Source organism: Phytomonospora endophytica (assembly GCF_014202425.1).
GTDB classification, from domain to species: Bacteria; Actinomycetota; Actinomycetes; order Mycobacteriales; family Micromonosporaceae; genus Phytomonospora; species Phytomonospora endophytica.
In genome coordinates this window covers 286930-307854 of sequence record NZ_JACHGT010000002.1, presented here as the reverse complement: position 1 = coordinate 307854, position 20925 = coordinate 286930, and the positions used below count along the sequence as shown (strand labels likewise).

Below are 20925 nucleotides of genomic sequence, written 5' to 3'. Positions count from 1 at the left end.
ACGCACGTGTTCTGGCGCCGTCCGCGCGCGGCCGTCCTCGCGACTTACGGATGGAGCTTCCGCGTCACCGCGGCCTGTTCGCTCAGGCGGCCGTGTGCTCGGGCCGCTTGCCTCGGGCGCCGGGCCCTCCGCCCGAAGTCAGGCCGGTGGCGTGACATCCGCCCGAGCCCTCGAATCACCGTCTCGGCCCCGCCGCCTTCCGGCGGCGCGGAAACCCGTCCGCCCTACTCCGCGAACCCCGGCAGCCACGTCTCCACGACCTCGCGGTAGGCCGCCTTCGCCTCCAGCTGGCACAGCACCCCGATCGACCCCAGCGTCACCCGGTGGATCATCAGGTACGACGGCGGCAGGTTGAGCTTCTTCCCCAGCTGGTACGCCTCGCTGCGCGGGTTGGCGATGCGTGTCGCCTCGGCGCGCAGCCAGGCCCGGCTGAAGCGGAACTCCGGTTTCGCGATCGGCTCCAGCAGCGGCAGCAGGTAGTCCAGCACCGCCTGCGCGTCGATCTCCAGGTCGGCGGGCACGAAACCCTCCTCGCGCAGCCCTTCGAGCACGGCGTCGGCCTCACCGTCGAGCGCCAGCCGGGTCAGTCTGCCGATCGTCTTCGGCAGTCCGTACGGGAGCCGTGCGACGGCCCCGAAGTCGAGCACGCCGAGGCGGCCGTCGTCGAGCATCCGGAAGTTGCCCGGGTGCGGGTCGGCGTGCAGCAGCTTGCAGCGCTTCGGCGCCGAGAAGTGCAACGTCGCCATCCGGCGGCCGGCCAGGTCGCGGGCGTCCTCGTCGCCGTCGGCGATGACGTGCGCCATCGGCGTGCCCTCGGTCCACTCGGTGACCAGGACCCGCATCGAACCGGCGACCACCGACGGGACGTAGATCTCGTCGTCTTCGGCGTAGGCCTTCGCGAAGGCGCGCTGGGCCTTCGCCTCCAGCGTGTAGTCGAGCTCCTCGACGACACGTTCGCGCAGCTCGGCGACCAGCGGCTTCACGTCGAGTCCCGGCTGGATCGCGCTGAACAGCGCGGCGAAGCGCCCGAGCTGCTTGAGGTCGCTGACCAGCGCGTCGCCGGCGCCGGGGTACTGGACCTTCACCGCGACGTCGCGGCCGTCCTTCCACACCGCGCGGTGCACCTGGCCGATGCTGGCCGCCGCGGTCGGCTTGTCGTCGAAGTCACTGAAGCGCTGCCGCCAGCGCGGCCCCAGCTCGCTCGCCAGGACCTTGTGCACGCTCGCGGCGGGCAACGGCGGCGCCGCCTCCTGAAGCTTCGTCAGGGCCGCGCGGTAGGGCCCGGCGAGGTTCTCCGGCAGGGCCGCCTCGAAGACCGACAGCGCCTGCCCCAGCTTCATCGCGCCGCCCTTGAGCTGCCCGAGGACGCTGAACAGCTGCTCGGCGGTCCGTTCCTGCACCTGCGCGCTGATGACCTCGCTGGCCATGCCCGTGATGCGCTTGCCGAAACCGAGGGCCGTGCGGCCCGCGAAACCGAGGGGCAGGGAGGCGAGCCGCGCCGTTCGGCTGATGGCACGGCGTGGGATGTCGCTCAACGTGTCCCGCCCTCCTGCTTTCGCGTCGGCGCCCCGGGGAGGGGGCGCGCCCACAATGCTGCCACGTGGCCGTGCGTGAGGCACGTGGACGGCCCTCGCGCGACGGGCGACACGCGAAATACGCCCCGTACGCACGAATTACGCCTACGCATGGCATTCTGTGCGAGTTGTACGCGTACGCGGCACAACGGTTGCGCTCGCCGACGACGGCGGGTGGAGGTCGCAACAGGAGGCAAGGGTGGCTACGGATACTCAGACATACAACGGCTACTGCGTGAAGTGCCGTGAGAAGCGCGACTTCGAGGGCACGGTCAACGTGACCGACTCGGGTCGTCGCATGGCCAAGGGCAAGTGCCCGGTGTGCGGAACGACGATGAACCGCATCCTCGGCAAGGCCTGACGGCGCCAGGGGTGGCCGACGGCCCCGTCCGGCTCCGGTGCGAACCGGGGACGGGTGGGGCCGTCGAAACGCCGCGCGCGGGATGATACGTCGCGGGAGGGCCCTCGTGTCACCCCCGACCGACACGTCACAGGCGTCACGGCAGTCCCGTCAGCACCGCCGCGTGCAGTGTGAGCCCGCAGGACAGGTCATGTGAGGGGTTCTCATGTCCCCGTCGGGACCGGCCGGAAAGTTTCCACATAGTGGGATGACCATGGAGACGCGTCCGGGATTCTTCGCCCAGACAGCCGCAATCCACCGCAAGTTGAAAAGTCAACCCTTGCGCTGTGGTGGCAGTGGTTGATTAGCGTACGTCATGGCCCGGAAGGCAGTTCCCCTGAAGGCCGCGCCCGCCGTCGAAGTACGGCGCAGCGCTCGCCGTCGCCGCACCGTGTCCGCCTATCGCGACGGCGGACGCGTGGTGGTGCTCATCCCCGACAAGTTCACCCGTCGCGAAGAACGCGAATGGGTCGACCACATGCTCGGCCGGCTCGACGCCCGCGACAAACGGACCGGCCGCCACGGTGACGACGCGCTCATGGAACGCGCCGTCAACCTCGCCGAGAAGTACCTGCCCGAGCACCCGCGCGCGGCGACGCCCGCGAGCGTGCGATGGGTGAAGAACCAGCAGGGCCGCTGGGGCTCCTGCACCCCCGAGGACCGCACCATCCGCCTGTCCGAGCGCCTGCGCACAACACCCGGATGGGTCATCGACTACGTACTCCTGCACGAGCTCGCCCATCTGGTGATCCCCCGGCACGGCACCGACTTCTGGGCGCTGCTGGAGGCTTACCCGAAGACCGAGCGCGCGCGGGGCTACCTGGAGGGGATCGCCGACGCCTCGGCGGCCTGACGGCGCCGGACCCGCGCTCGGCACCGAAGCCGGACGCGACCGCCGTCGGCTTGCCCTGAGCCCGTCCGTCAGCGCATGTGCTGGACGCTCTCAGCGACGCGCTTGCGGATCGCCTCGGACCGTACCCGCGACTCCAGTCCGCGCATCGTCTCCTTCGCGCCCGTGCACAGGAAGAGCGCGTCGACGGCCGTCCTGGCGAGTTTCTGGCTGAGCACCGGCCGCGTCCCGGCCGCCGCCACGATGATCGACGCCAGCAGCGGGACGGTCCACTCCTCGTCGGCGTGCCCGGCCATCACGACGAGCCCGCGCAGGATGTCCTCGCCCTGGCTGAACCGGCCGTGCTCCTCCAGGTGATCCGGGATCGCCTTGACGATCTCCACGACGGCGTCGAAGTTCCTCCCCGCCAGTTCCCTCATGCGCCACTGCCAATGGAGCCCCGGAGGGCCGGGCTTGTCGCGCGTGCAGTGGAACAGCAGCGCGTGAATCGGCCGCCGCAGCGGGATCGCGACCCGGTCGGCGAATCGGGGGTCGAAGCCGGCACCGATCTTTCGCACGCGGGCGATGTTCGCCTGGAGCCAGCCGACGCGGGTGCTCAGCCCGGCGTCGAGCTCCGCCCGCCTCAGCTGCTCGACCCGGTCGGCGGCCAGGGGCAGCTCGTGGAGCCAGAGGGCTTCGAGCGCGCGGACGATCAACGCGGCCGTGTGAGGCGTCAGCGGCGCGGTGTCGCCGATCCAGAGCGCCTCGTCGGCCTTCCAGCGCACGTCCTCAAGGAGAGCGGCGTCGAGGAGCCGCGCGGCGTCCGGCTGATCCAGCCGATACCGCAGCAGCGCCCAGAGGATCACCCGAGGCCGGTCGTCGGGATGGTTCACGGCGTACTCGACCGAGGCCGCGCCGTAGCCGTCGGCGCCCCGGGTGGCGTCGACCGCGTCGGCGGCTTCGAGCACCGAGGGATGCAGCGAGGGCAGCCACTCCGGGACCTCGTCGACGCCGAGACGGTGAACGTACGCGGCGGGGGCTACCAGCTCCTCGTTCATCCGGGCAGTATTCCGGGCCCGCGCCACCGTGGAACGGTGTCGCGGGCCTCGGCTCACGCGTCCTTCTTGTCCGGCCCCTCGTCGTCGCCCGCCGAGTCCGAGCCGCCCTCGGCGGCTCCGCCGCCCTCCTCGAAGAAGGACATGTCGATGTCCCCGAGGTCGAACTGCCCGCTGACGTACCCCTCGGGGTCGGCGAGCGCCTCGGCGTCGGGCAGCAGGTCGGGGTGCTCCCAGATCGCGTCGCGCCCGTCGACGCCGCGCTCCTCGGTGAGCCGCTTCCACAGCAGCGTCGCCTCGCGCAGGCGCTTCGGGCGCAGTTCCAGGCCGACGAGCGTCGCGAAGGTCTGTTCGGCCGGTCCGCCGGCGGCCCGGCGGCGCTGGAACAGCTCCCCGAGCTGCGGGAGCGACGGCAGGCGGTCGCCCGCGGCCTGCTCGACGGTGTGCGTGACCCAGCCCGCGATCAGCGCCAGGACCGTCTCCAGTCGCGCCAGTGCGGCCTTCTGCGCGGGGGTGTCGGTCGGCTTGAGCACCTCCGACAGGTCCAGCCCCTGCATCGTCTCGGGACGCGACGGGTCGATCTCGCCCACGGCCTCCTCGACGGCGTTGGGGTCGATGTGGATCCCGGAGGCGTAGGCCTCGACGGTCCCGAAGACGTACGCCTTCAGCCACGGCACGTGCGCGTACAGGCGGTGGTGCGCGGCCTCGCGCAGCGCCATGTAAAGGCGCAGCTCGTCGTCGGGAAGCTCATGTCCCTCGCCGTAGGCGGTCAGGTTCGCCGGCAGGATCGCCGCCGTCCCGGCCGGCCCGAGCGGCAGCCCGATCTCGGTGGAGGTCAGCACCTCCGTCGCGAGCCCGGCGAGGGCCTGCCCGAGCTGGGTGCCGAACATGACACTGCCCAGCCCCTTCATCAGGTCGGCCATCGGCCCGAGCATGGCGCGCATGTCGTCGGGCACGAGATCGCCCATCGACGCGACCATCTTCTGGGCCACCGGGTCGCACAGCCGTTTCCACGTGTCGACCGTGTTGGCGATCCAGTCCATGCGGCTCCAGGCCGCGGTCGTCGTGATGCCCGAGGGCAGCGTCGTGACCGGACCGAGCCACAGGTCGGCGAGGCGGAGGGCCTCATTGGTCTTGGTGCGCGCGACACCGTCGACGCCGGGGTCCTCGGCGCGTGTGGCGTTGTCGGCCAGTTGCCGGGCCATGTCCCAGTTGACCGGTCCGGACTGCGAGGTCGAGGCGGCCATCATCTGCTGCAACTGGGCGAGCATCTGCTTGACCTTGGGGTCGTTGGGGTCCGGCATGCCACCGGGCATGTTGAAGCCGAACGGGATATCGCTGCTCACCGGAACAACGGTACGTCAACGAAGCTGAGAAGTTGACCCGAGCGGGCTCAAGTCACGCCCCGCGACGGCGCTGGCTACGCTTCCCCAATGAAACGTCGTGGCTGGACGGTGCTGCTGGGCGCCGTGTTCGTGGCTCTGCTGACGTGGCAGTCGCTGTCGGTGAAGGTCGCCTACGTCGCGCTCGGCCCGGGCCCGACGGTCGACACCCTCGGCAGCGTCGACACCAAGGACGGCGAGCAGCGCATCATCACCGCCTCGCCGGACCATTCGACCGAGTCGACCGGTGAGTTGCAGCTGGTCACGGTGCGTGTCTACGACGAGGTCGAGCTCGCGCGGGCCATCTTCTACTGGCTGTCCGACGAGTACGCCGTCGTGCCGCGGGAGCTCATCTATCCCTCGGACCAGACCGACGAGCAGATCGCCCAGCAGCAGACCGAGCAGTGGACCCAGTCGCAGTCGAGCGCCGAGACGGCCGCCCTGCGGGTGCTGGGCCAGCCGGTGCGCGTCGTGGTCACGCAGATCACACCCGGCTCGGCCGCCGACGGCGTCCTGGAGGCCGGCGACGTGATCACCGCCGTCGACGGCTCGCCGGTCACCTCGGCGCAGAACCTGGCCGCGCAGATCGCCACGCAGCCTCCCGGCACCGAACGCGAGATCACCTTCACCCGCGACGGGAAGTCGGAGAAGGCGAAGGCGACCCCCGGCGACGGCGGCCAGGGCAGCGCGTTCCTCGGCGTCTCCCTGGAGCAGCAGCAGGACAACCCCTACGACGTGAAGATCAACACCGCGGGCCTCGACATCGGCGGTCCCTCGGCGGGCCTGATGTTCGCGCTCGGGATCATCGACCGCGTCGACCCGGCCGACCTGACCGGCGGGCTCAACATCGCCGGTACGGGCGAGATCGACGACGACGGTGTGGTCGGCCCGATCGGCGGCGTCGCCGAGAAGGTCATCGCGGCCAAGGACAACGGCGCCACCGTCTTCCTCACCCCCGAAGCCAACTGCCCCGCCGCGAAGGGCAACGTGCCCGATGGCCTCACCCTGGTGAAGGTGGGCACTCTTGACGAAGCCCTCAGCGCTCTTTCGGCGCTGCGGGAAGGGAAGCAGCCCCCGCTCTGCTGACGACGACGACCGGCAACCGCTAGTGAGGAGTCACCCGTGGCGATGCGCAACCCGCTGCCGCGCATGAACCGACGAGGCCGTTATGTCCTCATTCTGCTCGTCGGTCTCATCGCGCTGCTGACGGCCACCGGCTGGATGGTGGGCATCTGGACGGACTATCTGTGGTACGACGAGGTCAAGTTCACCGAAGTCTTCAGCACGACCCTGCGCAGCCGCGCGCTGCTGTTCGTCGTCTTCGGCGGGCTGATGGCGCTCTGGGTGGGGCTCAACCTCTGGCTGGCCTACCGTTTCCGGCCTTCGGCGGCGATGCTCACCTCGCCCGACCAGCAGGTCCTCGACCGTTACCGCCGCGCGCTGAGCCCGCGGCTGAAGCTGTGGACGGGCCTGGTCGCCGGCGTCGTGGGGCTGTTCACCGGCCTGGCCGCCCAGGACCAGTGGCAGTCGTGGCTGCTGTTCACCAACTCCCAGACGGTCGGCGGCGAGCCCGACCCGCAGTTCAAGCTCGACATCGGGTTCTACCTCTTCGAGTACCCGTTCTGGACCTACATCCTCAGCGTGGCCTTCACCGCGACGATCATCGCGCTGATCGGCGCCCTGGGCGCGCACTACCTGTACGGCGCGATCCGCCTGTCGGGCCGCGGTGAGCGGATCTCGACGGCCGCGCGCGTGCACCTGTCCTCGCTGATCGCGCTGTTCGTGCTGCTCAAGGCGGTCGCGTACTGGTTCGACCGCTTCGGCCTGGTCATCACCGAGAACAGCGTGACCGGCCTGACCGGCGGCGGCTACGCGGAGATGAACGCGCTGCTGTTCGCCAAGGAGATCCTCATCTTCGTGGCGATCATCGGCGCCGTCGCGGTGGTCATCTTCTCCAACGGCTTCGGCAAGACGATGCTGTGGCCGGCCTGCGCGATCGGCCTGGTCGTGGTGTCGGCGATCGCGATCGGCGGGATCTACCCGGCGGCGGTCAAGTCGATCACCGTGCAGCCGAACGTGCCCGGCAAGGAGGGCAAGTACGTCCAGTGGTCGATCGACGCGACGCGTGCCGCCTACGGCATGACCGACGTGAACCCGATCGAGACGACCCTGACGGCCAACGGCGACGCCAAGACGATCGACGCCGACGAGTTCACGGTGCCCAACATCCGGCTGCTCGACCCGAGCATCGTGTCGGACACCTTCAGCCAGAAGCAGCAGGCGCGCGGCTTCCACGGCTTCTCCGACAAACTCGACGTCGACCGGTACATGGTCGACGGGAAGCTCCAGGACTTCGTGGTCGGCGTCCGTGAGCTCAACCCGGAGAAGTACTCGGCGACCCAGAGCGACTGGACGGTCCGGCACACGCAGTACACCCACGGGTACGGCTTCGTCGCGGCTCCGGCCAACGAGATCTGCGGCGACGGCGAGCCCTACTTCGTGTCGGGCTTCCTCAACGTCCCGGCCGAGGGGCAGGACACCACGAGCTGCCGTTCGGCGACCGACCTGATCCCGACCGACCGGCCGCAGATCTACTACGGCGAGCTGATGACGGACTACGCCGTGGTCGGCCAGCCGGAGGGCTCGGCCCCCAGGGAGTACGACCACCCGGCCGGCAGCGAGGACGTGCTGACGACCTACGAGGGCTCCGGCGGGGTCTCGATGTCGTCGATGTGGAACCGCATGCTCTACGCGTGGGAGTTCCGGGAGACGAAGTTCCTGCTGTCGGACGCCTTCAACGACGAGTCGAAGCTGCTCTACAACCGCAACCCGCGGGACCGCGTCGAGAAGGTCGCGCCCTTCCTGACCGTCGACGGCGACCCCTATCCGGCGGTCGTGGACGGCAAGATCGTGTGGATCCTCGACGGTTACACGACCGCGTCGACGTACCCGTACTCCGACAAGGTGAACCTGTCCGACGCCAGCACCGACACGCTCACCGGCTCGGGGACGACCCAGCAGGCCGGGCGGGACGTCAACTACATCCGCAACTCGGTGAAGGCGACCGTCGACGCCTACGACGGCACGGTGAACCTGTACGCCTACGACGAGGCGGATCCGGTGCTGAAGGCGTGGAACGCGGCCTTCGGCGGGATCGTGAAGCCGAAGGCGGAGATCCCGGCCTCCCTGGCGGCGCACTTCCGCTACCCGGAGGACCTGTTCAAGATCCAGCGGGACCTGCTCCAGCGCTTCCACGTGAAGGACAGCCAGACCTTCATCCAGGGCAGCGACGCGTGGGAGACGCCGGTCGACCCGGCCAAGCCGGGCGAGGGCAAGCAGCCGCCGTATTACGTGGTCGCGAACTATCCGGGGCAGACGGGTGCGCAGTTCCAGCTGACGTCGACGATGACCCCGGCGACACGGGCGAACGTGACCTCGGCGCTGCTGTCGGCGTACTACGACGAAACGGGCGCGCCGAAGCTGAGTCTGTACCAGGTCGGCGACAACGTCTCCTCGTCCTTGCAGACGCATCAGAACCTGACGTCACTGGACACGGTGGTGCAGGACCTGAGGCTGTTCGAGACGGAGAAGACGAACGTCGAGTACGGGAACATGCTGGCGCTGCCGGTCGGCAACGGCGTGCTGTACGTGGAGCCGTTGTACCTGCGAAGGCAGGGGACGGGTGCGGGCACGACGTTGCCGCAGATGCGGAAGGTGCTGGTGTCGTACGGGCCGTACAACGCCTATGCGAACACGTTGCCGGAGGCGCTGAAGTCGATCGTCGAGCAATACACCGGCCAGACGCCGCCGACGACCGATCCGGGCACGGAGGAACCGCCGCCGCCGACGGAACCGGGGGCCACCGATCCGGCGGTCACGGCCGCGGTGGCCAAGATGAACCAGGCCATCGAGGATCTGAAGGCGGCCCAGCAGTCGGGTGACTTCGAGGCCTACGGCAAGGCCCTCGCCGCGCTCGACGCGGCGATCAAGGAGTACGACGCGGCGGTGGCCGCGGCGACGAAGGGCGGTTAGGCCGCTGCGGCGGTGAGGAAGGCGGCGGGCTTCGGCCCGCCGCCTTTTTCGTGGGTGGGCCACCTGCGAAATCACCCATTGCCCCCATCACCCCCCACTGGCATCATCGTTTCCACCTCGTTCCAACACAAGGAGACAAGATGCGACTCTTACGCACGGTCCTGACCGTCCCGCTCGCCCTCGCCCTCGCTCTTCTCGCGTTCGTTCTCGTCCCCGCCGTCCCGGCCCAGGCGGGCGACACCCCCGGCAGCTACTCGAACTTCTCCTTCGACGGCGTCTCCGGTCTCTCCGACGTCGCCTACACGATCACCGTCACGCAGGACCCCGGCGCGCAGTCGCAGGTCTACTGGTCGAACCAGGTCTCCTTCACCAACGGCCGCGGCGGCTACGCCGGCATGCAGACCAACGCCGGTCCCGACCGGCTCTTCCTCTTCTCCGTCTGGGACGCCACCGAGTACCGGGTCGGGTCGGCCGGCAGCTTCTGCCAGCGTTTCGGCGGTGAGGGGGAAGGCGTCAGCTGCCGCATGTGGCACACCTGGACCGCCGGCCACTCCTACCGCTTCCACTACCGGGCCGAAGGCGACGGCTGGATCGGCCTGACCGTCACCGACACGACCTCCGGCGCCTCCTTCAAGCTCGGCGGCATCCGGGTCGGTGCCGATCAGCTCAGTCCCGGCTCGGTCTCCTGGGTGGAGTACTACCGCTGGAGCGACGCGCGTTCCTCCTGTGCCTCCGAGCCCTATTCACGCGCCCGTTTCGATGCGCCGACGGGCAACAACGGCACCCTCCGCGCCCGCATCAGCTCCACCAGCGAGAGCACCTGCCAGGACATGGTGACCGTGACCAACGGCGGCGACCACTCCGTCCACACCAACGGCGTCGGCAATTCCGTCATGGGCCCGCTGACGGGCGTCGACGGCAAATGCGCCGACGTCGAAGGCGGCTCGGGGACGTCGGGCACGCCCGTCGTCCTCTACGGCTGCACCGGCGGTGCCAACCAGACCTGGGTCCTGGCCTACGACGGCACGGTCCGCTCGAAGCTCTTCACCTGCCTCGACGCCGGCTCGGGCGCGGCGACGGCCGCGACGTGCACCGGGTCGGCGGGCCAGAAATGGACCGTGCAGAACGGCGGCCTGGTGAACCCGTCGACGGGCAGGTGCCTCGATGTCGAAGGGGGCGGTTCGGCCGACGGCGCCCGCCTGATCCTCTACGCCTGCCACGGAGGCGCCAACCAGAAGTGGGCGACGCCGGTCCGGCCCTCCGCCTAGGCGCGGGCGGTGCGTCCGGCCTCGCGGGCGCACCGCCTTTGGCCTTAGGCTGTGCGGCATGTCGAACCTGCCCGACCCCATCGACCGCCGTCATTTCCGGGCGGCCGACAGCGACCGCGAGAAGATCGCCTCGCTCCTGCGCGAGGCGGCCGGGGACGGTCGGCTGAGCCTGGACGAACTCGACGATCGGCTCGCCGCCCTGTACGAGGCTCGTACCTACGCCGAACTCCAGAGCCTCGTCGCCGACCTCCCCTACGAGGAGCTGTCCACCCGCGCCCGGCAGCGCGCCTTCGACGAGATCGCGCTGGGCAAGATCCCGAAGCTGGCCGTCGCGTTCCTCAGCGGCTTCAAGAAGCAGGGCGCCTGGAGCATCCCGGGCAACTTCACCGCCATCACCTTCATGGGCGGCGGCCAGATCGACCTGCGTGAAGCCCGCTTCACCGAGGGCGAGGTCACCATCCGGGTCTTCGCGATGATGGGCGGCGTGCAGATCACCGTGCCCTCCGACGCCGACCTGGTCGTCGACGGGTTCGCCGTCATGGGCGGTTTCGGGCACCGCGAGGGAAGCCAGCAGTACCGGGGGCCGCGCATCCGGATCACCGGTTTCGCGCTGATGGGTGGCGTGGAGGTGCGGCGACGGGACCGCCGCGAAGGTAGACAGGGGCCTAAGTCCACGTCGTGACGGGTGCTGTACCCAGCGTCGACGGGCCGAAACGATCTTAACGTGGGATCGGTACCACCGATCTCACGAGAGGCCCGCCGATGTCCCTGCCGTCCCGTCCCCCCAGCGCCCGCTCCCTGTGGCCGCTCGTCATCGCCCTGCTCGGGCTCGTCATCGTCGGGACGGCCGTCGCCGCCCTGGTCTGGGCCCTGACCGGGCACGTCGCGTGAGCCGCGTACGCTCCCACGGTGATCTCCACGCGCGCCGCCGCGCCCTTCCCGGTGCGGCGCTCGCGCGAAGTCCTATCTAGCCAATAGGATTAGTAGGAAACGAGGGGCGGTGGTCATGCGTACAGTCCAGGTAGCGGTGATCGGCGGCGGAGCCGCCGGGGTCTTGACCGTGGTGGCGTTGCTGGGCACGCCGGTGCACGACGTGGTCCTCGTCGACCCGTCGCCCGGCCGCGGTCTGGCCTACGGGCCGGCCGAGGCCTGCCACCTGCTCAACTCCCCGGCCCGCGCGATGAGCGCCTACGAGGACGAGCCCACGCACTTCCTGGAGTGGTGCCAGGGCACCGACCCGTCGAGCGGTCCCGGCGACTTCATCTCCCGCGCCCGCTACGGCGACTACCTCGCCGAGACCCTCGGCGTGGAGGAGGCCGCGGGGCTCGGCCGGTTGAGTCTGCTGCGTGAGCGCGCGGTCGGCGTCGCCCGGCACCCCGGGCGCGGCATGGTCGTCACGACGGCGTCGGGCGAGCGCGTTCACGCCGACCACGTCGTGCTGGCGCTCGGGCAGGGACGTGCGCGCCGGCTGTCGGTGATGGAAGCGGTTCGCGACGACCCACGCTACATCGAGGACCCGTGGGCGCCGGGCGCCTTCGACCGGGTGCCGAGTGGTGAGCCGGTGCTGCTGGTCGGGACCGGGCTGACCGCGATCGACGTGGCCTTCAGCCTCTCGGAGCGGGGTGTGGCCGGGCCGCTGGTGGCGGTGTCGCGGCACGGGCTGCTGCCGCGCGAGCACACGCGTGGCGCCGCCGAGGCCGTGCGCGGACTCGCCGCGCCGGAGCCGACGGCGTCGCTGGCCGGGCTGACCCGGCGGGTGCGCGCGCTGGCCGCGTCGGTGCCGGACTGGCGCGCGGTCGTCGACCTGATGCGCCCCTCGGTGGACGCCTACTGGCGAGGGCTCGGCCCGGACGGCCGGGAGCGTTTCGTGCGGCACCTGGCGCGCTACTGGGAGATTCACCGGCATCGCATGGCGCCCGCCGTGGCCGAGCGCGTCGCGCGCCTGCGCGCGACGGGGGCGCTGCGGATCGAGGCCGCCGCGATCGTGTCGGTGTCGCCCGCGCCCGACGCGCTCTCGGTGCGGCTCGGCGGAGGCGAGACCCCGCGACGCTTCGGCGCGATCGTCAACTGCACCGGCCGCGACCGTCTCACCGTCACCGGCGATCCGCTCGTCAACGGCCTGCTCGCCGACGGGCTGGCCGCGCCCGGTCCCGGCGGGAACGGTCTCGGCGTTGCCCTCGACGGCGCCGTCCTCGACGCCGCCGGCCACCCGAACCCGGCACTGTGGACACTCGGGCCGCCGCGCTTCGGGCACCTGTGGGAGACCACGGCCGTGCCCGAGATCCGTTACCAGGCGAAGGTTCTGGCCGACCACCTCGTCACCGGAGCGCCCCTAGGGGTCTGAGCGGGGACCTTCCCCGATCCCACCGTCCATTTTGATACGTAGGCTGACTACACATCAAAGTGGACGGAGGAACCATGGACCGCTTCAACCGCACCGCGCAGGGCGCCAGCCTCATCGCCGGGCCCCTGCTCACCGTCGTCGCGACCTTCCTGTGGGACGCCGACGGACGCCACGGCGTCACCGGCGGCGCCCTCGCCGCGCTCTCCTCGGTCGTCTGGCTCTACGGGCTGCTCGGCCTCTGGGACCGGCTGCGACCCGAGCGCCCCGGCTGGGCGACGCTCGGGTCGCTCGCCGCGATACTCGGCACCTTCGGCGGGATCGCCTTCGGCCTCCAGGGCTTCTACGAGGCCGCCTTCGGGCTGAACGGCGAACAGTCGCTCGCCGCGCTCGCCGAGCATCCCCTCGCCGCCCAGCTCGTGCTGTGGCTGCCCGGACCGGCCTTCCCGCTGTCGATGGTCGCGCTGGGACTGACCCTGGCGATCACCCGCAAGGCTCCACTGTGGACGGCCGTGCTCCTCGGCGTCGCCGGTGCGCTGTTCCCGGTCAGCCGGATCCCGCGCATCGAGGCCGTCGCCCACGTCGCCGACCTGCTGCTGTTCGTGCCTTCGGCCTTCCTCGGCGTCACGATGATCGCCGCCGCTCTCTCCGGTAGGACGAGGTCCGCGCGATGAGGCCGGCGAGCAGGACGATCGCGAGCGCCGCCGTCGTGTACGGATCGGACGGGCTGCCCCCGAGGTCGCGGTCGACGAGATGCGAGATCGCGTGCGTCACGGTCCCGACAGCACCACCGAAGAGCCCGGCGAGCAGGACGTCTGTCCAGAAGAGACACCCGAACAACGCCGCGGCGAGCCCGAGCTGGAAGGCGCCGACGTCGTGGAAGAGGTGGAGGTTGAACGGCGGGAAGGACGCGACCGTGTCGTAGAAGTTCGCCGGCCAGAAGAAGGCCCAGACCCCACCGACGAGGAACTGGAGCCCCCCGATCGCCAGGGCCACTCGCGCGACGACTTCGGCTCCGCTCTTCTTCATGACGGTCTCCTTCGCTGATGCGGACGTGAAGGAGACACCGCCCGCCTCCCGTTTCGTGACATGGGGAGGCGGGGGTCACAGGGGGCGCGGCTCCTGGGGGTGCCCCTGGTGCTGGGGGAGACCCGGGAGGTGATGTGCGCGCGGCTTCGACCGTGACCTTCGGCTGGGCTCGCCGAGGTCAGACCCCACCCGCCGGGACGCGCCCGCCAGACGCGTCCCGGCGTCGACCCGCCCCGGGTCTAGGCCGTGCCGATCGCGGCGGGTGAGGACCCCGCGAACAGCATCCGCGGCTCGCCCGAACCGTCCGCGGGGACACTGAAGACCGCCGGGCGTCCTTCGTGCGGCTTGGCGTAACCGATCTCGCCCCCCGGCAGCCAGGCGGGCTGGTCGTCGACGTGCCCGGTCTCGGCGAGGGCGACGTCGGTGCCCGACGCCAGGTCGAGGACGTGCAGGCGCCAGCGTTCACCGGTCCTTCGCTTGTAGGCGATGTGGGTGCCGTCGGGTGACAGCGACGGGCATTCGACGTTCTCGCGCATCGCGGTCAGCGTGCGCGCGGCCATGTCGCCGCGCATGAGCCATGTCCTCCCGCCGGTCGACATGGTCGCGTAGAAGGTGACATCGTCGGCGGCGAAGGTGATCCCCCAGTAGTTCACGTCCTCGGCGGTCACCCTTACCCCGTCCACAAAGGACGTGTAGTCCTCCAGGGAGCCGTGGTGCTCGCCGGTGCGGAGGTTGTAGATCCCCGCCGTGGTGGAGAAGCGCCCGTGGGCAAGGTAGGAGTCCCCTTCGCGGAACACCGTCCACGCCACCAGGTTCCCCGACGGCGACACCCGCGTCCGGCTCGGCGTCCCCCAGATCGGCAGCCGCAGCCGCTCCGCCAGCCGCACGTCGTAGACGACCAGCTCGGCGGAGAACGCCGGCCCGAGTCCGTACAGGCACGACAGCGTCCCGGCGGCCGCGTAGGTCCGCTGGCACGCCGGGCCGGTCGCGTCCGAACCCGTCTGCCGAGTGAGCCCGTCGCCGGACACGTACACAACGGACCCCGCCGCGGTCAGGTCGAGCGGGGGTCCGGCGGCGGCCGTGCCCGCCGACGCGCCACGCCACACGACGTAGACCGCGCCGACGGCCAGCACCAGCGCGATCGCGCAGGCCCCGGCGATGATCCTGCGCCTTGTCACGCCGCACCTCCACGTCGTTGCACGAGAACGCCGACCGCGACCGCCGCCGACAGGACCGCCGCGGCGACGCCGAAGGCCGCCCCGAGCGTCGCCGTCTGCGCGAGAACACCGAAACCGACGGCTCCGGCCGAACGGGCGAGCGCCTGCGTCGTCTGCACGACCGCCATCCCCGTCGACCGGATCTCCGGCGCCAGCAGGGATCCGGCGTGCGCCATGAGCACGCCGTCGGCGCACGCGTAGAACAGCCCGTGCAGCAGCAGGACCAGGACCGCGAAACCCCAGCCGCGCACGCCACCGGCCAGCAGCAGATAGCCCCCGGCGAGCAGCACGTGCCCGCCGACGAAGACCCGCCAGCGCCCGGCGCGGTCGGCGAGCCGCCCGGCCGGTGTCGCGGCGAGCATGAACGTCAGCGCGGAAGCCAAGGGCAGCAGGGGAAGCGCGGCCGGTGGCAGCCCGAGCCGCTGCTGCACGGCCAGATAGAGGAACATGTCGCCGACGGTGGCCAGCCCGAGAATCCCGGTGAGCAGCCAGATCCGGCGGATCGCGGGCGCGGTCACGGCCCGCAGCGCACGCCGCAGCGACGCGCGCCGGTCACGGTTCGGTACGGCCGGGGCGCGCACGAAGAACACCAGCGCCAGCACCCCGGCCACCGCCAGGCAAAAGCTCCCGACGAAGACCACGTCGTAGCCACCGGCCACAGTGGACAAAAGCGCGAAGGCCAGCAGCGGCCCGAGCAGCGCCCCGGCCGTGTCGAGGGTCCGGTGGACGCCGAAGGCCCGGCCGAGCGCCGACGGCGGCGTCGACGCGGCGATGAGCGCGTCGCGCGGTGCCGTCCGCACGCCCTTGCCCAGCCGGTCGATCCCCACCATGACACCGATCCCGGCCATCGACGCACCCGCGAGCGGGAAGCCGAGCTTGGTCAGCGCCGACAGTCCGTAACCGGCGCCCGCGACCAGTTTCGGCCGCCCGAGCCGGTCGGCGGCGTACCCGCCGCCGAGGCGCAGCAGGGCCGTCGCGCCGGTGTAGAGCCCGTCGAGCATCCCGAGCTGGAGATAACCCAGCCCGAGGCCGTACATCAGGTACATCGGCAGGACGGCGGTGACCATCTCCGCCGACATGTCGGTGAGCAGGCTGACGACACCGAGCGCGACGACGGTGCCGGACACCTTCGCCGCCGCGCCGGGCGGCGCCTTCGCGCGCCCGGCCTGAGCCGAGCGGGTCGCGGACAGATACATCGGACAACCTCCGCGGAAACCGGATGGGACAGGGGATCGGCCGGCCGCCACGCGGAACCGCCGCGGCGGCCGGCCCACCGCGTCAGTCGCGCGTCGCCACGCCGTCGAAGACCGCGACCGAGTACCCCGACGACGCCGCGCCGGACGCGCCGGTCACCTTCACGTCGTCGACCTGGGCCTCGAAGAGACTCCCGCCGGAGGCGTCGGCCGCCGTCACCAGCAGCGTCACGCTCTGACCCGCGTACGCCGACAGATCGACCGTCGCCGTCTTCCACGCGCCCGCTACCTCCGCGGCCGCGCCGAGCTTCTCCCAGACCTTCGTCGTCGCCGAACCGCTGACCACGTTGACCCGCAGGTAGTCGGCGGTGCTGGAGTTGTCGCCGTGCGCGACGCTGTAGGCGAAACTGAGGCCGCCGCCCGCCGGAACCGTCAACGCCGGCGAACGCACCGACGTGACCCCTCCGTCGAGATCGTTGTCCCCGTAGGCGGCCCCGGCCAGCCGGCCGGTCGACAGCGCGTTGCTGCCACTGGGCGTCGTGCCCAGCTGCTTCACCTGATCGCTGTACGTCGACAGGGTCTGCTCGGGATCACCGCGCTCGAAGCGACCCGTCGTCGCCGTATCCGAACCCGAAGGGTTGACCGTCCAGCCCCGGTCGGACTCGAAGTCGTCACTGAACGACGTGCTCCCCGACGGCGAGACCGTCACCGAGACCGCCGCCGTCCGCGTCACACCACCCGACGTACCCGTCACCGTGACCTGATACGTCCCCGACGCGGCCGTCGCCGACGCCGACAAGGACAGCGACGACGTCGCGCTCCCGTTCGCGGCGGGCGTGACCGACGCCGGGCTGAACGCCGCCGAGACACCCGCAGGCAACCCGCTCGCCGTCAACGCCACCGGGGACGAGAAACCGCCGCTGCTGGACACCGTCACCGTCGACGACGCCGACGAACCCTGCGGCACCGACACCGACGACGGCGAACTCGCCACACCGAAATCGGGCCCCGCGCTCGCCTTGTGGCACGTGCCGGTGACGTGGTCGGTGAAGGTACGGCCCGCGACGGGCACGAAGTCCATCGTGTAACCGGTCGCGGTCAGCTGGAACTTCCCGACACCGAAGGTGTTGTTGTTGAAGACCTGCGAGGGACCGGCCGTCGTCGAACGCGAGGAGTACAGCGCTCGCCCACCGGTGCCGATCACGAAATGCCGCAGCCCGTTGGCGTTGTCGATCGCCCCACTCGGCGTCGCCGGCGCGAAACGCTCGTAGTGGTGGTCATGGCCGGTGACGAACAGGTCGGCCTTTCCGTTGTACAGGGCCGTGACCAGTGCGCCCATGCCGGTGTCGTCGCCGTGGTCGCCACCGGAGAACCGCGGGTGGTGCGTGTACGCCGCCGTGCACGGCTTGGTGTTCGCCGCCAGATCGGCCTTCAGCCACTGCTCCTGCGTCGAACCCGCGCCGTGCGCGATGTCGGAGTTCAGCGCGACGAAGTGCCAGTCGCCGACATCGTAGGAGTAGTAACCCTTCCCGCGCTCGCCCGCGCGGCCGGTGTTGTTGCCGGTGCCGTTGAAGTAGTCGAAGTAACCCTTGGCGCCGGAGGTGCCGTACTCGTGGTTGCCGGGAGTCGGGTACGTCTTCGACTTGAACGCCCCCCACGTCGGGGCGTACTGGTTGTTGAACTCCGACAGGGTGCCGCTCTCGTAGGCGTTGTCGCCCGCCGTGAACACCGAGACCGGGTTGATGCTCGCGATCAGGTCGTCGGTCTGGTTGCAGGCCGTGCCGCAGATGTCGCCGGCCCCGGCCACGGTGACCGTCGCCTGCGCCAGATCCGTTGCACCGTACTGGTAGGAGTCGATGGCGTAGCGGCTCGCCGGGTCGCTCAGGTCGGCCGACACCGACAGGCACGAACCGGGGAACGCGCGGGTGTGGAAGGCCTTGCCGGGCCAGTTCCTCGCGGTCAGTTCAAGGGATCCGCCCGCCGAGCCGGTGATCGTGACGGAGTCGCCGCCGCGCAGGTCGAGGGCGCTGAAACGCGGCCGCAGCCACGCCGCGCCCGGGTCGCAGACCGTGCGGGCCGCGGCCGCGCGGGTGGCCGCGCTGCCGGTGACGTCGGCCGGACGGGACGCCACGCCCGGTTCGGTGAGCTGGGTGACCTGGTCGATCTGCGGGACGGCCGCGGCGAGGCCGGTGACGTCGGGTGCCGGATTGTCCTTCGCCTGCGAGGCCACCGCCGTCGACGCGATTAAGAGCGCGACGGACGCGGTGACGACGAAGAGTTTTCGTCTGGTGCGCATTTCCTACCTCCTCATAGTGCCCGGGGCCGATTACATCGGGTGAACATGAGCGGGGTCAGCGGGAAAGCGGGCCGAATCCGGATAACTCTGTATGAAATCTGGGAGGTGGATCCGCGCAGCTCACGGCGGTAGCATCCGCGCACGATGACGAGCCAGTTCAGTACCGCGCTGCGAGCGGCCGTCGCCGGGAGCGGGCAGAGCCTGGCGGCGTTGTCGCGGCAGCTGCGCGCCCGCGGAACGCCCGCGAGCGTGAGCACCCTCAGCTCGTGGCAGACCGGTGAGAACCATCCCGAGCGGACCGCGTCGGTGGCGGCGCTGGCGAGCCTCGAAGACGTACTCGGGCTGACCACGCGGTCGCTGATCGGGCTGCTCCCGCCCCGCCGGAGACGCGGACGCTGGCGGCCACCGTCGAGCACGACTCTTCCGCACCAACGGATGTGGCGTTCGCCGGAGGCCGTCGAACGTGTCCTCGCCCGGCTCGACGCGACCCCCGACGACCTGTACGTCCCGGCGCGGGTGTCGCGGACGATGAAGGTCTACCTGGACGCCGACGGGAGCGAACGCGAGTCCCGGCACCGGCATCTGCTGCGTGGTGACGTGCGGCCGGCGTCGCGGCTCATCACGATCCTGCGCTCGGCCTCCCTGCCCCAGCCGCCGACGATCTTCGCCGCCGAAGGCTGCCGCCCCGGTCGCGGGAAGGCCGACGTGCCAGGGCTTCTCACCGCTTTCGAGCTGCTGCTCGACAGCCCGCTCCAACCCGGCGAACTGCGCCAGGTCGAGTTCGGCATCCGCTTCCCGCCCGGTCAGCGCGAATGTCACGCCGACCTGCGCGTCCCGCCGGGCATGCGCGACATCGTGCTCCAGGCGACCTTCGACCCGGCGCAGCCGCCGGCGAGGTGCTTCGGCTGGTACCAGGCCGCGCGCGGCCGACCCGAACAGGTCGCGCTGGACCTGGTGCGCGCGGGGGACGGGGCGTCGTTCCAGTACGTGGTGCTGGATCCGGCGCCGGGGATCTACGGGGTGCGGTGGGAGTGGTGAGGGGTGGGTGCCGTGCGCCCCGGTGCACCCACCCGGACACCCTTGACCCCCACCACCCCGCCCATCGCCACCACGCCTCCCACCATCATGAGCGCCGACGGTGAGGTCGCGTCGACGACGAGGCCGCCCAGGAACGCGCCCGCCGCCATGGTGGCCTGGAACGACGACGTGAACAGCACGGTCGCGCCTTCGGGGGCGTCCGGGGCGGCGCGGGCGAACCAGGACTGCGAGCACACGGGCACGGCGCCGTAGGCGAGGCCCCAGATCATCAGCGCGGCAAGGGTTCCGGCACCGTGCAGCATGGGTAGGGCGACGGTCGCGAGGGCGATGGCAGCGGCGGCCGTGGCGAAGGTGGCGCGCGGGGACCGGGGGACGGCCCATCCGGCGAGGAAGTTGCCGACGACGCCCGCGCCGCCGTAGACGAGCAGGTACGTCGCCACATCGCCGACTCCGACGTCGTGGAGGAGCGGCGTCACATAGGTGTAGGTCCCGAGGTGGGCGAGGACGATCGTCACGGTGAGCATCAGGGCGGCGCGCGTTCCCTTGCGGCGCGCCAGAGCGGCGAGTACGCCCCAGGTGGTGGCCGAGCCGTCGGCGGGAAGTCGCGGCGTCGTGGCGGCGAGCGCGGCGAACACCGCGAGGCCGAGCACACCGAGTGCCGCGACGGCGGTCCGCCAGCCGGCGAGTTCGCCGAGGACGGTCCCGGCGGGCACGCCGAGCACCGAGCCGAGGGGCACGGCGGCGAAGACGACCGACGTCGCGGCGGGCGCGGCGCGCGGCCCGACCAGTCGCGGTGCGAGCCCGGCGCCGATCGACCAGAAGCCACCGATCGTCACCCCGACCAGCACCCGCGCGGCCAGCAGCACCCAGTACTCCGGCGCCACGGCGCCCAGGAATCCGGCGAGCGCCAGCAGGAGCATGAACACCCCGAGCATCGCGCGCCGGTCGAGGCGCCCGGTCGCGACGGTGACGACCGGTGCCGCGACCGCCGCGACGAGTCCCGGCATCGTCATCGTCAGCCCGGCGGCGCCGGGGGAGACGCCGAAGTCGGCGCCGATCGCCGTGAGCAGGCCGATCGGGAGGATCTCGGTGGTGACTATCGCGAACAGTCCGGTGGCGAGCGCGGCGACGGCGAGCCGTCCACGCCATGGGGATGGGGGCATCGCTCAAGGACAGCGCGGCGGAATCCTGGGTGCTGGCGATCTTGCGACGTCCGCGTCCGCACGGCGGTGTCGGGATACCGCCGGAGCGCGACGCCGCGCAGCGCACGG

At 71.0% G+C, this 20925-nt stretch carries 18 protein-coding genes; 10 read left to right on the top strand and 8 right to left on the bottom strand.

The genetic code is table 11. The annotated features are described in order from the left end of the window. Positions 1-224: 224 nt before the first annotated feature. Positions 225-1535: an ABC1 kinase family protein gene (locus HNR73_RS04635; RefSeq protein WP_184786009.1), complete on the bottom strand. Its 1311-nt coding sequence runs from the start codon at positions 1533-1535 to the stop codon at positions 225-227. 238 nt (positions 1536-1773) lie between these two features. On the opposite strand from HNR73_RS04635, the gene HNR73_RS04630 reads away from it, so the two are divergent. Further along, positions 1774-1935, top strand: a complete 162-nt coding sequence (locus tag HNR73_RS04630) for a DUF5679 domain-containing protein (RefSeq protein WP_184786008.1) — start codon at positions 1774-1776, stop codon at positions 1933-1935. Positions 1936-2290: 355 nt separating this feature from the next. After that, positions 2291-2827: a M48 metallopeptidase family protein gene (locus HNR73_RS04625; protein ID WP_184786007.1), complete on the top strand. Its 537-nt coding sequence runs from the start codon at positions 2291-2293 to the stop codon at positions 2825-2827. A gap of 68 nt (positions 2828-2895) precedes the next feature. Here the strand turns inward: HNR73_RS04625 and HNR73_RS04620 are convergent, their stop codons facing one another. Next, positions 2896-3861: a hypothetical protein gene (locus HNR73_RS04620; protein WP_184786006.1), complete on the bottom strand. Its 966-nt coding sequence runs from the start codon at positions 3859-3861 to the stop codon at positions 2896-2898. Positions 3862-3914: 53 nt separating this feature from the next. After that, positions 3915-5174, bottom strand: a complete 1260-nt coding sequence (locus HNR73_RS04615; protein ID WP_203685941.1) for a zinc-dependent metalloprotease — start codon at positions 5172-5174, stop codon at positions 3915-3917. 117 nt (positions 5175-5291) lie between these two features. On the opposite strand from HNR73_RS04615, the gene HNR73_RS04610 reads away from it, so the two are divergent. From HNR73_RS04610 to HNR73_RS04585, 7 genes are all read left to right on the top strand, one after another. After that, positions 5292-6326 carry a YlbL family protein gene (locus HNR73_RS04610; protein ID WP_184786005.1) on the top strand — a complete coding sequence of 345 codons (1035 nt, stop codon included), beginning with the start codon at positions 5292-5294 and terminating at the stop codon, positions 6324-6326. A 42-nt stretch (positions 6327-6368) separates the two neighbouring features. After that, on the top strand, positions 6369-9272 hold the full coding sequence (locus HNR73_RS04605) for a UPF0182 family membrane protein (protein ID WP_184786313.1): 2904 nt from the start codon (positions 6369-6371) through the stop codon (positions 9270-9272). A gap of 140 nt (positions 9273-9412) precedes the next feature. Continuing rightward, positions 9413-10540: an RICIN domain-containing protein gene (locus HNR73_RS04600; protein ID WP_184786004.1), complete on the top strand. Its 1128-nt coding sequence runs from the start codon at positions 9413-9415 to the stop codon at positions 10538-10540. Positions 10541-10598: 58 nt separating this feature from the next. Then, on the top strand, positions 10599-11222 hold the full coding sequence (locus HNR73_RS04595) for a DUF1707 SHOCT-like domain-containing protein (protein ID WP_184786003.1): 624 nt from the start codon (positions 10599-10601) through the stop codon (positions 11220-11222). Positions 11223-11302: 80 nt separating this feature from the next. Beyond that, the gene (locus HNR73_RS39470) at positions 11303-11431 is read left to right on the top strand and encodes a hypothetical protein (protein WP_260336934.1); all 129 of its coding nucleotides are present in this window, start codon (positions 11303-11305) and stop codon (positions 11429-11431) included. Positions 11432-11546: 115 nt separating this feature from the next. Next, complete coding sequence (locus tag HNR73_RS04590) at positions 11547-12884, top strand: FAD/NAD(P)-binding protein (protein WP_184786002.1); 1338 nt, start codon at positions 11547-11549, stop codon at positions 12882-12884. Between the two features lie 74 nt (positions 12885-12958). After that, positions 12959-13555 (top strand): hypothetical protein, encoded by a 597-nt coding sequence (locus HNR73_RS04585; protein WP_184786001.1) that lies wholly within the window; start codon positions 12959-12961, stop codon positions 13553-13555. Here HNR73_RS04585 and HNR73_RS04580 read toward each other — a convergent pair. The 4 genes from HNR73_RS04580 to HNR73_RS04565 all read right to left on the bottom strand — a co-directional run bounded on the left by HNR73_RS04580 (position 13506) and on the right by HNR73_RS04565 (position 18616). Further along, positions 13506-13910: a hypothetical protein gene (locus HNR73_RS04580; RefSeq protein WP_184786000.1), complete on the bottom strand. Its 405-nt coding sequence runs from the start codon at positions 13908-13910 to the stop codon at positions 13506-13508. The two genes, HNR73_RS04585 and HNR73_RS04580, sit on opposite strands and share 50 nt — an antisense overlap. Before the next feature lie 239 nt (positions 13911-14149). Continuing rightward, positions 14150-15088: a TolB family protein gene (locus HNR73_RS04575; RefSeq protein ID WP_203685937.1), complete on the bottom strand. Its 939-nt coding sequence runs from the start codon at positions 15086-15088 to the stop codon at positions 14150-14152. Then, the gene (locus HNR73_RS04570) at positions 15085-16323 is read right to left on the bottom strand and encodes an MFS transporter (protein WP_184785999.1); all 1239 of its coding nucleotides are present in this window, start codon (positions 16321-16323) and stop codon (positions 15085-15087) included. Before HNR73_RS04570 ends, HNR73_RS04575 begins: the two co-directional genes overlap by 4 nt. A gap of 82 nt (positions 16324-16405) precedes the next feature. Beyond that, positions 16406-18616: a metallophosphoesterase gene (locus tag HNR73_RS04565; protein ID WP_184785998.1), complete on the bottom strand. Its 2211-nt coding sequence runs from the start codon at positions 18614-18616 to the stop codon at positions 16406-16408. 144 nt (positions 18617-18760) lie between these two features. On the opposite strand from HNR73_RS04565, the gene HNR73_RS04560 reads away from it, so the two are divergent. Beyond that, positions 18761-19654 carry an XRE family transcriptional regulator gene (locus tag HNR73_RS04560; protein WP_184785997.1) on the top strand — a complete coding sequence of 298 codons (894 nt, stop codon included), beginning with the start codon at positions 18761-18763 and terminating at the stop codon, positions 19652-19654. Here HNR73_RS04560 and HNR73_RS04555 read toward each other — a convergent pair. Continuing rightward, positions 19630-20817: an MFS transporter gene (locus HNR73_RS04555; protein ID WP_184785996.1), complete on the bottom strand. Its 1188-nt coding sequence runs from the start codon at positions 20815-20817 to the stop codon at positions 19630-19632. The genes HNR73_RS04560 and HNR73_RS04555 overlap by 25 nt on opposite strands. Positions 20818-20925: the final 108 nt, after the last annotated feature.

Coding starts and splice junctions, on each gene's coding strand:
- HNR73_RS04625 (WP_184786007.1), top strand. CDS start 2,291: ATGGCCCGGAAGGCAGTTCCCCTGAAGGCCGCGCCCGCCGTCGAAGTA.
- HNR73_RS04620 (WP_184786006.1), bottom strand. CDS start 3,861: ATGAACGAGGAGCTGGTAGCCCCCGCCGCGTACGTTCACCGTCTCGGC.
- HNR73_RS04615 (WP_203685941.1), bottom strand. CDS start 5,174: ATGCCCGGTGGCATGCCGGACCCCAACGACCCCAAGGTCAAGCAGATG.
- HNR73_RS04610 (WP_184786005.1), top strand. CDS start 5,292: ATGAAACGTCGTGGCTGGACGGTGCTGCTGGGCGCCGTGTTCGTGGCT.
- HNR73_RS04605 (WP_184786313.1), top strand. CDS start 6,369: ATGCGCAACCCGCTGCCGCGCATGAACCGACGAGGCCGTTATGTCCTC.
- HNR73_RS04600 (WP_184786004.1), top strand. CDS start 9,413: ATGCGACTCTTACGCACGGTCCTGACCGTCCCGCTCGCCCTCGCCCTC.
- HNR73_RS04595 (WP_184786003.1), top strand. CDS start 10,599: ATGTCGAACCTGCCCGACCCCATCGACCGCCGTCATTTCCGGGCGGCC.
- HNR73_RS39470 (WP_260336934.1), top strand. CDS start 11,303: ATGTCCCTGCCGTCCCGTCCCCCCAGCGCCCGCTCCCTGTGGCCGCTC.
- HNR73_RS04590 (WP_184786002.1), top strand. CDS start 11,547: ATGCGTACAGTCCAGGTAGCGGTGATCGGCGGCGGAGCCGCCGGGGTC.
- HNR73_RS04585 (WP_184786001.1), top strand. CDS start 12,959: ATGGACCGCTTCAACCGCACCGCGCAGGGCGCCAGCCTCATCGCCGGG.
- HNR73_RS04580 (WP_184786000.1), bottom strand. CDS start 13,910: ATGAAGAAGAGCGGAGCCGAAGTCGTCGCGCGAGTGGCCCTGGCGATC.
- HNR73_RS04570 (WP_184785999.1), bottom strand. CDS start 16,323: ATGTATCTGTCCGCGACCCGCTCGGCTCAGGCCGGGCGCGCGAAGGCG.
- HNR73_RS04565 (WP_184785998.1), bottom strand. CDS start 18,616: ATGCGCACCAGACGAAAACTCTTCGTCGTCACCGCGTCCGTCGCGCTC.
- HNR73_RS04560 (WP_184785997.1), top strand. CDS start 18,761: ATGACGAGCCAGTTCAGTACCGCGCTGCGAGCGGCCGTCGCCGGGAGC.
- HNR73_RS04555 (WP_184785996.1), bottom strand. CDS start 20,817: ATGCCCCCATCCCCATGGCGTGGACGGCTCGCCGTCGCCGCGCTCGCC.